Origin of the sequence: Frigoribacterium sp. PhB24 (assembly GCF_003755185.1) — a bacterium.
GTDB lineage: Bacteria > Actinomycetota > Actinomycetes > Actinomycetales > Microbacteriaceae > Frigoribacterium.
The window spans coordinates 196,562-213,603 of sequence record NZ_RKIC01000012.1 but is presented as its reverse complement, the minus strand read 5'-3'; the positions used below and the strand labels follow the sequence as shown (position 1 = coordinate 213,603).

The 17,042-nt window shown below is 68.9% G+C and carries 15 protein-coding genes; all 15 read right to left on the bottom strand.

What is annotated here, in order from left to right:
* Positions 1 to 92: 92 nt before the first annotated feature.
* The 15 genes from fusA to EDF50_RS10850 all read right to left on the bottom strand — a co-directional run bounded on the left by fusA (position 93) and on the right by EDF50_RS10850 (position 16,960).
* The gene (gene fusA, locus EDF50_RS10915) at positions 93 to 2,207 is read right to left on the bottom strand and encodes an elongation factor G (protein WP_123519579.1); all 2,115 of its coding nucleotides are present in this window, start codon (positions 2,205 to 2,207) and stop codon (positions 93 to 95) included.
* An 87-nt stretch (positions 2,208 to 2,294) separates the two neighbouring features.
* Positions 2,295 to 2,765, bottom strand: a complete 471-nt coding sequence (gene rpsG / locus EDF50_RS10910; protein ID WP_055799861.1) for a 30S ribosomal protein S7 — start codon at positions 2,763 to 2,765, stop codon at positions 2,295 to 2,297.
* Positions 2,765 to 3,139 carry a 30S ribosomal protein S12 gene (rpsL, locus tag EDF50_RS10905; protein WP_056043579.1) on the bottom strand — a complete coding sequence of 125 codons (375 nt, stop codon included), beginning with the start codon at positions 3,137 to 3,139 and terminating at the stop codon, positions 2,765 to 2,767. The genes rpsG and rpsL overlap by 1 nt, the downstream gene beginning before the upstream one ends.
* A gap of 209 nt (positions 3,140 to 3,348) precedes the next feature.
* The gene (locus EDF50_RS10900) at positions 3,349 to 3,924 is read right to left on the bottom strand and encodes a DUF6121 family protein (RefSeq protein ID WP_123519578.1); all 576 of its coding nucleotides are present in this window, start codon (positions 3,922 to 3,924) and stop codon (positions 3,349 to 3,351) included.
* Between the two features lie 34 nt (positions 3,925 to 3,958).
* On the bottom strand, positions 3,959 to 4,735 hold the full coding sequence (locus EDF50_RS10895; RefSeq protein ID WP_148076820.1) for a hypothetical protein: 777 nt from the start codon (positions 4,733 to 4,735) through the stop codon (positions 3,959 to 3,961).
* A complete protein-coding gene (locus EDF50_RS10890) occupies positions 4,732 to 5,394 on the bottom strand; it encodes a hypothetical protein (protein WP_148076819.1) in 663 nt (220 codons plus the stop codon). The genes EDF50_RS10895 and EDF50_RS10890 overlap by 4 nt, the downstream gene beginning before the upstream one ends.
* A complete protein-coding gene (gene pilM / locus EDF50_RS10885; protein WP_123519575.1) occupies positions 5,391 to 6,440 on the bottom strand; it encodes a type IV pilus assembly protein PilM in 1,050 nt (349 codons plus the stop codon). The genes EDF50_RS10890 and pilM overlap by 4 nt, the downstream gene beginning before the upstream one ends.
* A 28-nt stretch (positions 6,441 to 6,468) precedes the next feature.
* A complete protein-coding gene (locus tag EDF50_RS10880) occupies positions 6,469 to 7,308 on the bottom strand; it encodes an A24 family peptidase (protein ID WP_233570557.1) in 840 nt (279 codons plus the stop codon).
* Complete coding sequence (locus EDF50_RS10875) at positions 7,305 to 9,098, bottom strand: hypothetical protein (RefSeq protein ID WP_123519574.1); 1,794 nt, start codon at positions 9,096 to 9,098, stop codon at positions 7,305 to 7,307. Before EDF50_RS10875 ends, EDF50_RS10880 begins: the two co-directional genes overlap by 4 nt.
* Positions 9,095 to 9,784: a type II secretion system protein J gene (locus EDF50_RS16675; RefSeq protein ID WP_158612695.1), complete on the bottom strand. Its 690-nt coding sequence runs from the start codon at positions 9,782 to 9,784 to the stop codon at positions 9,095 to 9,097. The genes EDF50_RS10875 and EDF50_RS16675 overlap by 4 nt, the downstream gene beginning before the upstream one ends.
* Positions 9,781 to 11,196, bottom strand: coding sequence for a carboxypeptidase-like regulatory domain-containing protein (locus EDF50_RS16670; RefSeq protein ID WP_158612694.1), 1,416 nt, complete (start codon positions 11,194 to 11,196; stop codon positions 9,781 to 9,783). Before EDF50_RS16670 ends, EDF50_RS16675 begins: the two co-directional genes overlap by 4 nt.
* A gap of 82 nt (positions 11,197 to 11,278) precedes the next feature.
* Positions 11,279 to 11,737 (bottom strand): type II secretion system protein, encoded by a 459-nt coding sequence (locus tag EDF50_RS17110; protein ID WP_123519572.1) that lies wholly within the window; start codon positions 11,735 to 11,737, stop codon positions 11,279 to 11,281.
* A 294-nt stretch (positions 11,738 to 12,031) separates the two neighbouring features.
* Positions 12,032 to 13,264: a type II secretion system F family protein gene (locus EDF50_RS10860; protein ID WP_158612693.1), complete on the bottom strand. Its 1,233-nt coding sequence runs from the start codon at positions 13,262 to 13,264 to the stop codon at positions 12,032 to 12,034.
* Positions 13,264 to 15,252, bottom strand: coding sequence for a type IV pilus twitching motility protein PilT (locus EDF50_RS17065; protein ID WP_304999896.1), 1,989 nt, complete (start codon positions 15,250 to 15,252; stop codon positions 13,264 to 13,266). Before EDF50_RS17065 ends, EDF50_RS10860 begins: the two co-directional genes overlap by 1 nt.
* 46 nt (positions 15,253 to 15,298) lie before the next feature.
* Entirely contained in the window at positions 15,299 to 16,960 is a 1,662-nt protein-coding gene (locus EDF50_RS10850) for a GspE/PulE family protein (protein ID WP_123519571.1), read from the bottom strand.
* Positions 16,961 to 17,042 lie beyond the last annotated feature (82 nt).

The window sequence follows — 17,042 nt, the reverse complement described above, 5'->3', positions numbered from 1 at the left end:
GGGGGCCGGGTCGATGACCCGGCCTACCGGTCGCCCTGCGGATTGGTGTGTGTACATGTTACGCGGTCGTCGGACGACCACGCGGTTCAGGACTATTCGCCCTTGTTCTTCTGGATGATCTCTTCGGCGACGGCCGAGGGCACCTCTTGGTACGACTCGAACGTCATCGAGTAGACGGCCCGGCCCGAGGTCTTCGACCGCAGGTCTCCGACGTAACCGAACATCTCCGACAGCGGCACGCTGGCCCGAACGACCTTCACACCACTGGCGTCTTCCATCGACGAGATCTGCCCGCGTCGCGAGCTGAGGTCGCCGATGACGTCGCCCATGTATTCCTCGGGCGTACGGACCTCGACCGCCATGAGCGGCTCGAGGAGAACGGGCTGGGCCTTGCGAGCCGCCTCTTTGTAGGCGATCGACCCAGCGATCTTGAACGCCATCTCGGACGAGTCGACGTCGTGCGCCGCACCGTCGAGCAGCAGGGCGCGGACGCCCACCGTCGGGTAGCCGGCGAGCACGCCGACCTGCATGGCGTCCTGGATGCCGGCATCGACCGAGGGGATGTACTCGCGGGGGATGCGGCCACCGGTGACCTTGTTGACGAACTCGTAGGTCGACTCGGCCGTGACCTCGAAGGGCTCGAGGGCGATCTGAACCTTGGCGAACTGACCCGAACCACCGGTCTGCTTCTTGTGGGTGTAGTCGTAGCGCTCGATGCCCTTCTTGAGAGTCTCGCGGTACGCGACCTGGGGCTTACCCACGTTGGCCTCGACGTTGAACTCGCGCTTCATGCGGTCGACCAGGATGTCGAGGTGGAGCTCGCCCATGCCCTTGATGACCGTCTGGCCCGTCTCGGCGTTGAGCTCGACGCGGAACGTCGGGTCTTCTTCGGCGAGCTTCTGGATGGCCAACGACAGCTTCTCTTGGTCGGCCTTGGTCTTCGGCTCGATGGCGACCTCGATGACGGGCTCGGGGAACGTCATCGACTCGAGGACGATCTGGTCGGCCGGGTCGCACAGGGTGTCACCGGTGGTGGTGAACTTGAGCCCGATGACGGCGTAGATGTGACCTGCGGTCACGCTGTCGACGGGGTTCTCCTTGTTGGAGTGCATCTGGAAGATCTTGCCGATGCGCTCTTTCTTGTCTTTGGTCGAGTTGATGACCTGGGCGCCGGACTCGATCGAACCCGAGTAGACGCGGACATAGGTGAGACGACCGAAGAAGGGGTGCACCGCGACCTTGAAGGCGAGAGCCGAGAAGGGCTCGGTCGACTCGGGCTTGCGGATGATGATCTTCTCGGCGTCACGGACGTCGTGGCCCTCCATGGGAGGCACGTCGAGCGGCGAGGGCAGGTAGTCGATGACCGCGTCGAGCATGGGCTGCACACCGCGGTTCTTGAAGGCCGAACCACAGAAGATCGGGTAGAGCTCGGAGTTGACCGTCATCTTGCGGACGGCGCCCTTGATCTCGGCGATCGTGAGCTCTTCGCCACCGAAGTACTTCTCGAGCAGCACGTCGTCGGACTCGGCGACCGTCTCGAGGAGCTTGGCGCGGTACTCGGCCGCCTTCTCCTTGAGGTCTTCCGGGATCTCTTCGATCTCGTACTTCGCACCCAGCTCGACGTCACCCTTGGCGTCGCCGCGCCACGTGAGGGCACGCATCTCGACCAGGTCGACGACACCCTCGAAGGAGCTCTCGGAACCGATCGGGAGCTGCATCACCAGCGGCTTGGCACCGAGGCGGTTGATGATCGTGTCGACCGTGAAGTAGAAGTCGGCACCGAGCTTGTCCATCTTGTTGACGAAGCAGATGCGCGGGACGTCGTACTTGTCGGCCTGACGCCAGACGGTCTCGGACTGGGGCTCGACGCCCTCTTTCCCGTCGAAGACGGCGACGGCACCGTCGAGCACGCGGAGCGAACGCTCGACCTCGACCGTGAAGTCGACGTGACCGGGGGTGTCGATGATGTTGATCTGGTTCTTGTTCCAGAAGCAGGTCGTCGCCGCCGAGGTGATCGTGATGCCACGCTCTTGCTCTTGCGCCATCCAGTCCATGGTGGCCGCACCGTCGTGCACCTCACCGATCTTGTGGGTGATGCCCGTGTAGTACAGGATGCGCTCGGTGGTCGTCGTCTTGCCAGCATCGATGTGCGCCATGATGCCGATGTTGCGGACCTTGTTCAGGTCGGTGAGCACGTCCTGTGCCACAGGTTCCTCCGAAGGGGTAGGTGGGGAAGTTGGGGGGACGAGGAGGTGCGGTGCGCGTCGTGCGCACACCGCGCCTCCTCGTGCCGGTTACCAGCGGTAGTGCGCGAAGGCCTTGTTCGACTCGGCCATCTTGTGCGTGTCTTCACGACGCTTGACAGCGGCGCCGAGACCGTTCGACGCGTCGAGGATCTCGTTCATGAGACGCTCGGTCATCGTCTTCTCGCGACGAGCCTTGGCGTAGCTGGTGAGCCAGCGGAGGGCCAGGGTGTTGGCGCGGTGGGGCTTGACCTCGACGGGGACCTGGTAGGTCGAACCGCCGACGCGACGCGAGCGGACCTCGAGCGTGGGGCGCACGTTGTCGAGCGCCTTCTTCAGCGTGGCGACCGCGTCTTGGTCGTTCTTGGCGGAGACGCCGGCGAGAGCACCGTAGACGATGCGCTCGGCGAGGCCCTTCTTGCCGTCGAGGAGGATCTTGTTGACGAGCTGGCTGACGATCGGCGCACCGTAGACCGGGTCGGCGACGACAGGGCGCTTGGGAGCGGGTCCTTTACGAGGCATTACTTCTTCTCTGCTTTCGCTCCGTAGCGGCTGCGGGCCTGCTTGCGGTTCTTGACGGCCTGGGTGTCGAGCGCGCCACGGACGATCTTGTAACGCACACCGGGGAGGTCTTTCACACGACCACCGCGGACGAGCACCATCGAGTGCTCTTGCAGGTTGTGACCCTCGCCGGGGATGTAGGCGGTGACCTCGGTGCCGTTCGAGAGCTTGACACGGGCGACCTTGCGGAGCGCCGAGTTCGGCTTCTTGGGGGTGGTGGTGTACACACGGGTGCACACGCCACGCTGCTGGGGGTTGGCCTTCAGGGCGGGGGCCTTGGTCTTGACGACCTTCGGCGTGCGTCCCTTACGGACCAGCTGCTGAATAGTTGGCACTGGTTCTCCTCATCGGATCTCGACGCTGCTCTCTCGAACACGCCGAGTCGCGCTGCTCTCGCATCGCTCTGCTCTGTCCGGCTGATCAGCCGGCATCCTCGTCTCGGTGACCGAGACGGTCTGCCCGTCTCGACCGCGAGGTCGAGGGGGCTTTTATTCGGGCGCGCGGTCAGGCGCACACCCGAAAGAGCTTATCTTGCGCTAGTGCCTTAATCAAATGGTCGAGGGTCGGAGCGCCCGGGGTCGACGCGGGACACCGCGAGAGTGCCCCCGACGACGAGCCCGGCGCAGATCGCCGAGCCGATCACGAACGGCGACACGGCGTACCGGGCGGCGAACAGCAACACCCAGACGAGCTCGTGCCGCACCAGCCCGTAGACGACTCCCCCGACGACGAGCATCAGGACGTACACGAGCGCGGCGGTAACGATCGTCGGGACGAGGAGGTGGGGTGCGGGCTCGCGGGGGCCGACCGCCTCGTCGCCGGTGCCGGTGGGCGCACCGCCCGTGGCCGCCGGGCGGGCGAACACGGCGGGCTGGGCGGGGAACGTGCCCCGCACCTCCGGAGCCCGGTCGTCGCGGGCGTCGGAGAGCGCCGCCGACCGCAGCAACGAGAGCAGCACGACGAGCACGGCGGCGGCGACCATCAGGGGGCCGAGCAGTGTGCCGGCGTCGGGTTCGTCGATCGGGTCGCGGTCGAACAGCAGCGCCTCGAAGCCCGCGACCATGATGACGAGCGCACCGAACAGGACGGTGCCCATGACGGCGTAGACGGCGCGGGACATCCATCCAGGCTACGCGCCTGCGGGAGGCGCGGGACTACTCGCCGGCAGCCGTGTCCGAGCTCGTGCCGTCGGTGCCCTCGGCCGTGGTCGTGGGCGTCTCGGCGGCCTGGTCGGCCTGGGTCGCGGCGGCGTCCTGGAGGACGTAGACGAGGCCGCCGACGGTCCACTGGTCGGGGACTCCGGCGGCATCGCCGGCCTCCGAGCTGCCGGTGCTGGCGAAGGTCGTCACGAGGAACAGGCGCGACCCGCCCTGCAGCTTCGACAGGAAGTCGCGGGCCTCGGCGTAGCTGCCCTGGACGCTGACCGTGATCGGGATCGACGAGAAGTTCGTCGCGGTGACGAGCGGGTCGGTCACGAGCTCGGGTGCGGTCGCCGGGGCGGGGGTCGCCGCGGCGGCCGCAGTCGAGTCGGACGCCGACGTGTCGGTCGCCGCCGGCGCGGCGGCATCGGTCACGGTGGGCTCGTAGGCCGACGCGTCGGACGATGTGAACGCGGTCACCGTCGTGCCCGACGCCACGGCCAGCTGGTCGAGCTCGGTGAGGAACGACGACAGGGCGGCCTGAGAGGGCACGGACGTGTCGAGTGTCGCCAACTCGGACTTGAGGTCGGGCAGCTTCGCGTTGTCGGCTTCGAGGGTCGCGAGGCTAGCGCGCAGGGCCTCGTTCTGCGTCTCGACGCTCTGCTGCTGAGACTCGGCCGTCGTCGCGGCGACGAGTTGCGGCTGGACCCCGACCAGGAAACCCAGGGCGAGCACGACGACGCCGGTCAGGACGGCGCCGATCAACATCATGCGGTTGCGGTCCATGGTCATTCACCCGTCGTCTGGTCGAAGCGGCCCGAGAAGGCGTCCGCCGTGATGTGCATCGTGATGTCGGCCTTGTAGACGCCCTCCTCGAGGGCCACCGACCCCGGCTGGGCGTCGGAGAAGCCGGGCAGGGTCGCGAGACCGTTCAGCCAGTCGGGCACCGAGGGCAGGGTCGGGCTCGTCGCCTGGAAGGTCAGGGTCGCGACGCGCGAGCCCTGCAGCGGTGCCGTCGGCTGGGTGTACTGGACGAGCGGCGACGCCTGGTCGAGCGAGACGCTGACGATGGTCACGCCGACGGGCAGGGTGCCCTGCACCTTCTCGAGGTAGGTCGGCCAGTCGACGTCCGTCGAGCCGCCGACCTTCTGGGCGGCCTCGACCAGGTCGAGCTGCCCCTGGGTGGACTTGAGCTCCGCGTACTTCGTCTGGGACATGAGCAGCGCCTGGGTCTCCGCCTGGGCCATGACCAGCGCGTCCTCGGCCTGGACGCGCTGCAGGAAGGCAGCACCCGAACCGATGGCGGCCACGACCGCGACGACGACCACGCCCGCCCAGGCCCGGCGCGTGAAGGCCGCGGTACGACGCTCGGCGCGGACCTCTGGTGGCAGCAGGTCGACGCGGGGCGCGTCTCCTACGGTGATGCCGGTGTCTTTTCCGCGAGTTCTCATGCTGCGCTCCCCAGGGCCAGGCCGAGGGCCACGGTCAGGTCGGTCGAGCGGGCCCGCAGGGCGGACTCGTCGAGGTTCTTCGCGAAGCCCACCGTCGCGAACGGGTCGGCGAGGGCGACCGGCAGGCGGGTGACCTCACTGAGCGCCTCGGGCAGGCCCGGCAGGGCCGCTCCCCCACCGGCGATCATGACGCCCGCGACCGTCTCGGTCGGGCGCGTGTTGACGTAGTACTGGATCGTGTTGCGGAGCGAGCCGAGCAGTTCGTTGACCGACTCGAAGATGGCGCTCGAGGCGGCCTGTTCGTCCGGCGTGGTGACGGTCGTGGCGAGCCCGCGGCCGAACTTGATGCCCTCGGCGACCTGGGCCGAGACCTCGAGCTTCGACGCGACGGCCTGCGTGACGTCGTCGCCGCCCGAGGGGATGATGCGCACGAACTGCGGGACGCCGTCGGCGATCATGATCACCGAGGTCGTGCTGTGACCGATCTCGACGAGCGCGACCGTGCCCGCGATGCGCGGGCGGGTGACGAGGAGGCGCGTGTTCGAGAACGGGATCAGGTCGACCCCCAGCGTGGTGAGTCCCGCGAGCTTGCTGGCCTGCACGTTGCCGAGCACGGCGTCCTTGACGGCGGCGATCAGCAGGCCGTGGACGACGGGACCGTTCTCGCCGAGCCCCTCGGCGTACGGGTAGAAGTCGAGCAGGGCGTCGGCGACCGGCACGGGCAGCATGTCCTGCACCTGGAACGGCAGCATCTCGCGGATGCGTTGGTGCGATGCCTTGGGCACGGTCATGTCACGGGCCAGCACCCGCTGGTTGCCCATGCCGAGGACGACGCGCTTGCTCTTGAAGCCGCCGGCCGACCAGAGCTGCTTGAGCGTGCCGGCCATGGTCTGCGACTCGATGACCTCGCCGCGGCTCGCGGCGCCGTCGGGCAGCGCGACCTCGCTGAAACGCACGATGGTCGGCTTGGACTTGTCGGCGTCGGCGACCTCGACCGCGCGCACGAAGCGGCTGCCGATGTCGATGCCCACGATGTTCTTGCCCATCAGTTCTGCTCTCTGTCAGCTCGCCCGGTCATGCCAGGCCGAGGAGGGTGAGGTACGCCGTGGCGACGGTGCCGCCGGCGAAGACGCCGACCCAGGCGCCCGCGAGCATCCAGGGTCCGAAGGGGATGCCGCCCGTGCGCTGCACGCGCCGGGTGACGAGGAGGACGACGGCGAAGAGGCCGCCGAGCAGGAACGCGACGAAGGCCCCCACGGCGAACTCGCCCCAGCCGAGCCAGGCGAGGTACAGGCCGAGCACGCCGGCGAGCTTGACGTCGCCGAAGCCCATGCCGCCCGGGTACGACAGGGCGGCGATCAGGTAGAAGGCGAAGAGGGAGGCCAGGCCGATGGCGGCGCGGACGATCGCGGCCCAGTCCCCCACGAGGATGCTCGAGGCGGCGAGGAGGGCGCCCCCGACCGCGTAGGACGGCAGGACGATCGCGTTCGGCAGTCGGTGGTGTTCGAGGTCGATCACGGCGAGCGCGACGCTCACGCCCGCCAGCCAGAGGAAGGCGACCAGCGACAGGAGGCGCGACACGAGCGGGAGCGCCTCGGTCGGCACGTCGAAGATCGGCCACAGGCGGGCGGCGACGAGCACGAAGAACACGCCGGTGGCCATCTCGACGATCGGGTAGCGGGCCGAGATGGCGGTGCGGCAGTCGCGGCACCGGCCGCCGAGGGCGAGCCAGCTGACGACCGGGACGTTGTCCCGGCGGCGGATCGGCGTGCTGCAGCCGGGGCAGGCGCTGGCCGGTCGGGCGACCGAGAGGCCCGCGGGTACGCGGTACACGACGACGTTGAGGAACGAACCGATGAGCAGGCCGAAACCACCCGCCACGAGGACGGCGGTGATCCACGGGGCCGCGATCACGTCGCGGCTCCGGTCGACTTGAAGGCGGCCTTGACCTCGGTCTGCGTCGTGACGCCGTACGACGTGGTCACCGGACTGAGGAACTTCGGCGGGGCGAGGTACTTCAGCCGTTCGTCGTACGAGTACGCCTTGATGTAGCCGTTGGAGCCGCTCCGCACCACCCCTCGGAAGGCCTGGGCGATCGACCCGCTGACGGTCAGGGTGCCCCGGTCGCCGCCCCGACCGTAGTTCTGCACCAGGAACGAGTGCTTGACCGAGATGATGGCGGCGTCGATCTCGCGACCCGAGTCGCCGAGCATGGACTTGTTGCCCGAGTTCACCGGGTTCCACACCCAGGCGACCCCCTCGGACGCGAGGCCGAGGATGTTGGTCGCGGCGTCGGCGTCGGCGTAGGTCAGGTCGCCGGTCACGTAGAGGTAGTTCTGCGCGGCGATCGTGAGCTGTCCCCGGAAGGTGCCCTTGACGAAGACGTCGCCGCTGCGAGCACCGTAGGCGCAGGTCCCGGTGCCCGGGCCGCCGGCCGTGGCCGAGGTCGGCACGGACTCGCCCGAGAGGGGGTACCCGACGTGGTTGTTCGAGCACGAGTCGACCGTCATGTCGCCGACGGCCGCCTCGGAGTTGACGTTGCGCTTGGCCGGGTCGGCCGTCGGCACGGGGATGTTCTGGACGTAGATGAGGTTGTTGGCCGGCACCGTGACGGTGGCGCCGCCCTTGGAACCCAGTCCCTTGTCCTGCGTCCCGGGGGTGCCGCACTCGTCCGGCGTGCTGCCCGTCGTGGCCGCCGCGTTGCCGATCCTGGTCATCTTCGTGTACGGCGACTTGACGTTCATCTTGCCGTCGTCGGTGAACGTGATGTCGGTCGGACCGGTGTAGAGGCAACCGGGTCGGGGGACCTCGGCCGTCAGGTCGGTGCGCGTCTCGCGCACCTTGTCGCTCGTGGTGTCGGGCATGGGCAGCGTCGCGCGGAACTGCGGTTCGGCCTGGACGAAGTCCTGTCCGCTGCACGCGGCGTTGTTGGAGTCGACCTTCTTGTAGAGCTTGGTCACCTTCGGGTCGGCCGGGTTCGAGGTCGTGACGGCCTTCTCGAACCGGGCCGAGCAGATGCGCATCGTGTCGTTCGAGTGGGCGGGGCCCCGGATCACGTCGCCCCCGCTGAACGAGATCTCACCGCACGAGTCGTTCTGCACGCGTCCCTCCCAGGCGTGCTTCTTGCAGTTCGCATTCGCGCTGCCGGTCAGCTGGGGGTCCTGCGACTCGATGTCGGTGAAGTAGAGGTAGTCGATGAAGCCGGTCTGGCGCACGTCGGCGACGACCGAGCGCGTGGCCGTGCCGACCTTGCCCGTGGAGCGCACGCGCAGGGTGCCCTGGGCGACGTAACCGGAGTTGTCGACCTCGTAGCGGAACGAGGCCGAGCCGTCGCTGCCGGGCACGGGTGACCACGAGCCCGAGACGCCGTGACCGAACGCCGGGTTCCGCTGCGTTCCGGTCGGCACCGTGAGCTTGCTGCCCGATGCCTTGCTGAACGGGGCCGCGGGATCGCCGTACTGCTGGTAGCTGTTGTCGTTGGCCAGGCGCGCCTGGTACTCCTCGATGCCGGCGTACGCGGCGGAGAGGGCACCGTTCCAGTCCTGGTCGGTACGGGCCTTCGTCAGGCCGCTCGACGCGACCGTCAGCGCGGCCGCCGCCATGATGACGAGCACCATGCCGAAGATCAGGGCGATCGCCAGGGCCATGCCGCTCTCGTCACGATGCAGGGAGTCGAGCCCGAGCGTTCGGCGGAGTCGGGTCATGGGGTTGCTCCTCGGGCGAGGTTCGTCAGGGCGATCGTGTTCTGCAGGGTGACCGCCTGCGACGACGGAGTGCTCGTGCGGTCGACCGTGAGGCTGACGGTCACGGACGCGATCGACGGCAGGCTGGCCGCGGGCACCGCACCGGCCGCGTCGACCGCGATCGGGTTGCCCGAGAAGTCGACGTAGCTGAACAACGGGGTGCCCACGGCCTGAGGCGTGGCCACCTGCCCGCCGAGCGTTCGTGTTCGGCCGGCCCCGACGAACTGCCAGTAGCTCGGCGGCAGCGCGGTGGCGACGACCGTCGACTCGCGCAGTGCGCGATCGGCCTGCACGGTGAAGCTGACCCGTCTCGGTGTCGTCGAGAACGAGTCGTCGGTGTTGACCGCGGTGTACACGGTGAGCGACTCGCGCGTCGCCACGCTGAAGGCGGCTGCCTCGGACCCCGCCGCCAACGGGACCGTCCTCGCGCCGCGGATGGTGCGGGTGAGCGCAGACATGGCGTTCGAGGCCACACGCGTGTTGCCGTCGATGGCACGCGCCTGGGCCGTGGCCTTGGTCAACGAGACGAACGTCGTCGACACGACGGCGAGGACGATGCCGAAGACCATGATGGCGACGAGCAGCTCGGCGAGGCTCACGCCCCGGTCGTCGCCGCGCGTGCCGAGGGCGGCCCGGAGGCGGTTCACTTGGCGGGCCTCGGGTCGAGGGTGACGACGTTGGCCGACGAGCCCGTGCCGCCGAAGAGGGAGCCGAGGATGCTGCCGATCAGGCCCACGACGGTGAGCGAGCTCTGCGACGTCACGCTCGGACCCGAGGTCAGCAGCCAGGTGCCGTACGGCAACGCCAGGCTGACCTGCCCCGAGGACGTCTTGCCCGAGATCGAGAAGTAGTAGGTCTGCGTCGCCTGGCAGCCGGGGTCGCCCTGCAGCGCGGTCGTCGAGACCGCACGCACCACGGTGTCCCGGCCCGACGCGGGTTTGATGGTGACGACGCCCATCGGCAGGGGGTAGGCCGCTTTCCCGTCGGCCGCGGCGACGAACGGCGCCCGGTCGGCTTTCTTCCCCGCGGCGTTCACGGGCCAGGCCGCCGGGTCGGGTGACAGGCAGCTGCCGCCCGAGGCTCCCGGGGCTCGGTAGTCCCCTGCGATCATCTGGTAGCCGGTGGATTGGGGGAAGAGGTAGGCCGGTGTCGTCGGGCCGGTGAGGCCGGTGACGGTCGGACCGCCGATGACCGTGGTCTTGAGGTCGTCGGGCAACACGACCGATCCGCCCGTGTAGGTCGAGGCGTACGTGATGGCGTAGGCGTCAGCCAGGTCGTAGGTGAACGAGGTGCCGGTCGAGTCACCCTTGCCGACGACGATGCCGGTCTTGACGGGCGAGGCCTTCTGCTCGGCGTCGCGGTAGGGAGCCCCGTCCGCCCGCGAGATCGTGACCTTGTAGGCGCCCTCGGTCACCTTGATGGCGACGGCACAGCCGTCGTCGTTCGTGACCGCGGGTTTGGAGCCGGCGGCGAGCGCCGTGCCGGGGTTGGTCGACTGGGCATCGGGCTCGACCGTGACGACGACGCCGGGTACGCCGGCGCCGGAGGCGTCCTTGACGCTGATCAGGATCGACCCGGTGTCGGGATCGTTCAGGCGGCTGTTGGGCGCGAGGATCGTGTCGCTCCGCACCGGGGCCGTCGATGAGCGCATGCCCGACCAGGTGACGGTGACCTGCAGGCGCTTGTAGAACAGTTGGCCGTTGCCCTTCGAGGCCGCGGGGGCGCAGGTCGTGTCGACACCCGTGGTCGTGATGAAGGCGGCGGTCCGGACGACGGTGAACGTCGTGCCGTTGACGACGCTCGTCGTGGTCGCCGTGGCCACCGACGTGATGTCCGAGACGCCGCGGGCGACGTCCACGGCTTGGGACGCGAGGTTGGTGGCGACCTCACGGCTGCGATTGTCGCTCGACATGGTCAACGTGGTGCCGATCGCGACGATCGACCCGACCGTGATGATCGCGAAGACCAGGAGGGCGACGACCACCTCGACGATCGACAGGCCGGCGTCGCGGGCCTCAGGGTCGAGGGGGCGGAGACGGGCGCTGAGGCGCTGGAACATGGCGGTTCACCTCCCGGTCGGGTCAGGGGTGTGGCACGAGGAGATGGAGGCAGGTGGTCGTCACCCACCTGCCTCCGAGGGGTTACTTGATGGTGCAGGACGTTTCGCTCACACCAGCGGTCTGGGTGGCGTAGAACTTCTTCTTGTCACCGGCGGAGGACGTGCCGATGATGCAGAAGCCGTCGGCGTCAGAAGGGCCGTAGGCGATGCTCGTCGTGCTGCCGCCGAACGTGGCACCAGCCGAGGCGTAGTCGGCGGGCAGGGTCGCCGCGGTCGAGATGGTCGTCTTGGCCGGAAGGGCCGTCGAGGACGAGTTGGTCTGCAGGCTGATGACCGCCGTCTTGAAGTTGCTCACGTCGTTCTTGACCGACGAGTCCTTGGCGTTGTTCTGCACGCCGAGGTAGACCGGGATGGCGATCGCGGCGAGGATGCCGATGATGATGACGACGACGAGGAGCTCGATCAGGGTGAAGCCCTTGTCCTTGTCTTCGGCGAGGTTCTGGCGGCGGGCGCTGAGCTTGCCCATGAGGGTGAAGTACATGTCGCTGGTCCTGTTCGGTCGGGTGCGGGAGTGGTGCCCGGGGATCGGGTAGGCGGTCACTGAGCTCCCGCCGAGATCGATGGTGCCACCTGGGAAATCGCCCCAGAATCCCTTGGAAGGGGGGTTTTGGGCTGGGACACGACCCCAGTTCGGGTATCCCCCGAAAGGCCGAAAAGTGCAGGTCAGCACCCATTTGCGGGGTAGACCGACTCGTCGCGGGACGCCCGGCACGAGAAGGAGGCGCGAGCCGGCCCCGTGAGCCGGCCCGCGCCTCCTGCGGGGGTGCCTCGTGCGCTACTTGATGAGCGACGTGATCTGGAAGATGGGCAGGTACAGCGCCACGATCATGCCGCCCACGACGACGCCCAGGAAGGCGATCAAGAGGGGCTCGATCAGGGCGGTGAGCGACTCGGTCGTCGACTTGACCTCCTGGTCGTAGAAGTCCGCGACCTTCTCGAGCATCGTCTGCAACGAACCGCTGTCCTCACCGACCGAGATCATCTGCGTGACCATCGACGGGAAGACCCCCGACTCGGTCAGCGGTCCGGCGATGGACTCGCCCTGCCGCACCGACTCGGCCACCTTGACCAGCGCCTCCTCGAGCACGTAGTTGCCCGACACCTCGCCCACGATGCGCAGCGCCGTGAGGATCGGCACGCCGGCCCCGATCATGTTCGAGAAGTTGCGGCTGAACCGGGCGATCGCGATCTTGCGGAACAGCGCGCCGAAGACGGGCAGCCTCAGCTTGAGCGGGTCGAGGACCGCCCGCACCTTGACCGAGTTCTTGTTCGTCCGCCACCAGATCGAGAACGCGATGCCGACGACGACGCCGACCGGCACGATGTACGGCATCGCCCGTGACGCGTAGACGAGCATCATCGTCGGCAGGGGCAGCTGCCCGCCGAGGTTGGTGAACATGTCCTGGAAGATCGGCACGATGAACAGCAGCATCACGACGACCGCGACGAGCGACATGACGAGCACGACGACGGGGTAGGTCATGGCCGACTTGATCGTCGACCGCAGCGCGACCTCTTTCTCGAAGTTCTCGGCCGTCGACTCGAGCGCCTTGTCGAGGAACCCGCCGGTCTCGCCCGCCTTGATCATGTTGATCATCAGAGGCGGGAAGTCCTTGTCGTGCTTGCCGACCGCGTCCGAGAACGAGACTCCCGTCTCGACGTCGTCGCGCACCTCGGCCATGATCTTCGCCAACCGCTTGTTGTCGACCTGGTCGGCGAGGATCGTCAGGGTGCGCAACAGCGACAGTCCCGAGCCGATCATGGTCGCCATCTGGCGCGACATGACCGCGATGTCCTTCATCTTGACCGCGCGGTCGCCGAGCCCGGGGATCGACACCTCGCGCTGCAGGCCCGTGCCGGCGCCCGCCGCGCTGATCGAGATCGGCTGAACGCCCATCGTGCGCAGACGGGTGATGACCGCGCCCTCGCTGGACGCGTCGACCTTGCCCTTGACGACCTTGCCCGCCCCGTCACGCCCCTTGTAGGCGTAGGCGACCGCCCCGGCCATCAGGCGGCCCCGCCCGAGAACGAGTCGCCGAAGTCGATGCCGCTGTCGAGGCCCTGGCTCTCGGACTTGTTGATGACGCGCGTCACGAGACGGTCGAACCCTTCACGGTCGTGGACCTTCTCCATCGCGGCCTTGTGCGTCACGACGCCGGTGTTCACCAGGTCGGCGAGCTTCTGGTCCATCGTGTGCATGCCGAGGTCGCGGCCCGCCTGCATCGACGAGGCGATCTGGTACGTCTTGCCCTCGCGGACGAGGTTGCCGATCGCCGGGGTCATCATCATGATCTCGGTCGCCACGACCCGACCCCGCCCGCTCGCCTTGGGCAGCAGCGTCTGGCAGACGACGCCCTGCAGCGTCGACGCGAGCTGCGTGCGCACCTGGTCCTGCTGATACGGCGGGAACACGTCGATGACGCGGTCGATGGTCTGCGCCGCGCTCTGCGTGTGCAGGGTCGCGAACACCAGGTGGCCGGTCTCGGCGGCGGTCAGCGCCACCGAGATGGTCTCGAGGTCGCGCAGCTCGCCGATCAGGATGACGTCGGGGTCCTGCCGCAGCACGTGCTTCAGGGCCGCCGCGAAGCTGTGCGTGTCGTGCCCGACCTCGCGCTGGTTCACGAGCGACTTCTTGTGCTGGTGCATGAACTCGATCGGGTCCTCGACCGTCACGATGTGGTCGGCCCGCGTGCGGTTGACCAGGTCGATCAGGGCCGCGAGGGTCGTCGACTTGCCCGAACCCGTGGGGCCCGTGACGAGCACGAGACCACGGGGCAGCTTGGCGAAGGTCGACACCGACTCGGGCACGCCGAGGTCGCCGAGCTGCTTGATCTCGGTCGGGATCAGGCGGAACGCCGCCCCCAGCGAGCCGCGCTGCTGGTAGAAGTTCACGCGGAAACGCGACTCGTCCGAGAGCGAGTACGCGAAGTCGAGCTCGAGCTCGTCGTCGAACCGCTGCTGCTGCTCGGGCGTGAGCAGGCTCTCCAGCGCCGTGCGGACGATCGCCGCGTCCCAGACGGTGCCGCCGGCGAGGGCCGGACGCAGGTCGCCGTCGACGCGGATGGTCGGCATGGCGTCGGTGGTGACGTGCAGGTCGGACGCGTTCTGCAGCACGACCTGGATCAACGCCGAGACGAGACCGGCGTGCGCATGGTCACGCGGGTGGCGGTGCAGTTCGATGCCGTGGAAGTCGGCCGTGTCCTCGGGCGTCGTGAGGACGGCTGTGGGCGCGTCGGCGGCCACGTGCTGCGGGGCCGGCGCGTCCCAGGGGGCGGCCGCGGGCGCGCTCGCCGGGGTGCCCGTGCCCGTCGGGAAGACCACGCCGTCGGCGGCGAACGGCGAGGGCGACGGGCTCGTCGCGGGGGTGCCGGCCGGCGCCGGGATCGCGGCGGTGGGCGCGGTGACGGCGACGTCCGTCGCGGAACCTGCCCGCGCCTCCTGCAGGGGGGTCGTCTGAGCCCGGGAGGCACGGATCGGCTCGTCGAAACGGGGGTCGACCCAGCCGGGTCGCGACGGCGAGGGCAGCACGTGGCCGGCGGGCGGCGGGCTGAGCGGTGCCGGCGTGGTGGCTGCCGGGGCGGCGTCCGAGGACGGCGTGGCCGGCGACGACGGGGCCGTGGCGGACCGGGGCAGCACGGGCGAGGGGCCGGTGTCGGGGACGAGCAGGGCCTCCTGGTCGGCGAGCGCGGCCTTGTCGACCAGGGCCTCGGCCAAGCGAGCGGCTCGTCGGCTGGAGGGCGCGCGCGTGGGCGTCCAGCCCATGACCGGGTCCTGACCGCCGTCGAGGCTGTAGACCGGTGCGGCGGCGGTGCCGCCGGGCGACGCGGGGGCGGGCGGGAAGGACGAGTTCGAGGACGCGTCACCGGAGCCGGCAGGAGACGCGGTGGCCGTCGAGGACGACCGGACCTCGTTGCCGGGGCGGCCCGGCGTCCACCCCGCGAGGGCGGCTGCCTCGGCGGCCGCGTCGTCGGGGATGTCGTAGATCGAAGCGCTCATGCGAGGGCCTCCTCGTGGTCGGTCCGGTCGCGGCCGGAGGCGGGCGTCACGCGACGACCCGCAGGATCTCTTCGACGCTGGTGAGGCCGAGCTTGGCCTTCTCCCACCCGTCCTGGCGCAGGCTCAACATGCCCTGCTCGCGGGCGACCCGACCGATCTCGGCGCTCGACGCGCGGGCGACGGCGAGCCGCTCGATGTCCTCGGAGACGCTCATCACCTCGTGCAGCGCGATGCGTCCGCGGTAGCCCGTGTTCGAGCACTGCTGGCAGCCCACCGGCTGGTACACCGTGGGGTTCTCGTCGGGCTCGACCCGGAACTTCAGGTGCGCCAATTGCAAGGGCGAGTACGCCGTGGGCGTCTTGCACCGGTCGCAGAGCCGGCGCGCGAGTCGCTGGGCGACGACGCAGTCGATGGCCGACCCGACGAGGAACGGCTCGATGCCCATCTCGGTGAGCCGGGTGATCGCGCTCGGGGCGTCGTTCGTGTGCAGCGTGCTGAGCACGAGGTGGCCGGTCAGCGACGCCTCGATCGCGATCTGTGCCGTCTCGTGGTCGCGGATCTCGCCGAGCAGCACGACGTCGGGGTCGGAGCGCAGGATGCTGCGCAGTGCGCTCGCGAAGGTCAGACCCGCCTTGGGGTTGACCTGCACCTGGTTGATGCCCTTCATGCGGTACTCGACCGGGTCCTCGACCGTGATGACGTTGATCTCGGGACGGGCGACGGCGTTGAGCGTCGTGTACAGCGTCGTCGACTTGCCCGAACCCGTGGGGCCGGTGACGAGGATCATGCCGTAGGGCTTCGAGTACGACTCGGCGTAGACGTCGAAGTTGCGCTCGAGCAGGTTGAGGTCGCGCAGGCTCATCGAGGTGTTCGAGTTGTCGAGGATGCGCATGACGACCTTCTCGCCCCACACCGTCGGCAGCGTCGCCACCCGCAGGTCGATCTGGCGGCCGCCGTGGCGCACCGACATGCGACCGTCCTGCGGCTTGCGGCGCTCGGCGATGTCGATCTCGCTCATGATCTTGAGGCGCGAGATGACGCCGTTCTGGATCGCCTTCGGTGCCGGCTGCATCTCGTGCAGCACACCGTCGATGCGGTAGCGGATGCGGACGTCGGTCTCGGACGGCTCGATGTGGATGTCGGAGGCGTGGTCGGTGATCGCCTGGCTGACGAGAAGGTTGACGAACCGGACGATCGGGACGTCGTCGTCGGGACCGTCCGTGATGTCGGCCGTCGTCTCGTGCGACTTCTCCTCTTCGAGGGTCGACGTCAGGTCGTTGAGCTCGTCGTCGGCACGCAGGTAGCGGTCGATCGCGGCGCGCAGGTCGTTCTTCTCCGCGACGACGGGGTCGACACCCATCCGCAGGCCGGCACGGACGTCGTCGATGGCGAAGACGTCGCCCGGGTCCTCCATGGCGAGGATGAGCGCACCGTCGCGCACGCCGATGGGCAGAACCTTGTGTCGGCGGCACACGGCTGCGGGCACCATGGTCACGGCCGAGCGGTCGACCGGGTAGTCGATCAGCTCGACGAAGTCGAGGTCGGCGGCGGTCGCCCGGGCCCGGGCCACCTGCATCTCGGTGACGACCCCTCGCGACAGCAGGTCGCGGATCGACGCCTCCTCCTCGGCGGGGCCGCGCGGGATCACGTCGAGCTGCTCGATCGGCAACAGCCCGTGCAAGATCAGGATCTCGGTCATGGAAGCCACGCGTACCTCCTCGGAAGTACAGGGCCTCGGGGGTAGGACGACGAGGCCGTTCGACACTCGGGGTCGGGACCGAGCTTGCCTC

Coding starts and splice junctions, on each gene's coding strand:
- rpsG (WP_055799861.1), bottom strand. CDS start 2,765: ATGCCTCGTAAAGGACCCGCTCCCAAGCGCCCTGTCGTCGCCGACCCG.
- EDF50_RS10900 (WP_123519578.1), bottom strand. CDS start 3,924: ATGTCCCGCGCCGTCTACGCCGTCATGGGCACCGTCCTGTTCGGTGCG.
- EDF50_RS10895 (WP_148076820.1), bottom strand. CDS start 4,735: ATGACCATGGACCGCAACCGCATGATGTTGATCGGCGCCGTCCTGACC.
- EDF50_RS10890 (WP_148076819.1), bottom strand. CDS start 5,394: ATGAGAACTCGCGGAAAAGACACCGGCATCACCGTAGGAGACGCGCCC.
- pilM (WP_123519575.1), bottom strand. CDS start 6,440: ATGGGCAAGAACATCGTGGGCATCGACATCGGCAGCCGCTTCGTGCGC.
- EDF50_RS10875 (WP_123519574.1), bottom strand. CDS start 9,098: ATGACCCGACTCCGCCGAACGCTCGGGCTCGACTCCCTGCATCGTGAC.
- EDF50_RS16670 (WP_158612694.1), bottom strand. CDS start 11,196: ATGTTCCAGCGCCTCAGCGCCCGTCTCCGCCCCCTCGACCCTGAGGCC.
- EDF50_RS17110 (WP_123519572.1), bottom strand. CDS start 11,737: ATGTACTTCACCCTCATGGGCAAGCTCAGCGCCCGCCGCCAGAACCTC.
- EDF50_RS10860 (WP_158612693.1), bottom strand. CDS start 13,264: ATGGCCGGGGCGGTCGCCTACGCCTACAAGGGGCGTGACGGGGCGGGC.
- EDF50_RS17065 (WP_304999896.1), bottom strand. CDS start 15,252: ATGAGCGCTTCGATCTACGACATCCCCGACGACGCGGCCGCCGAGGCA.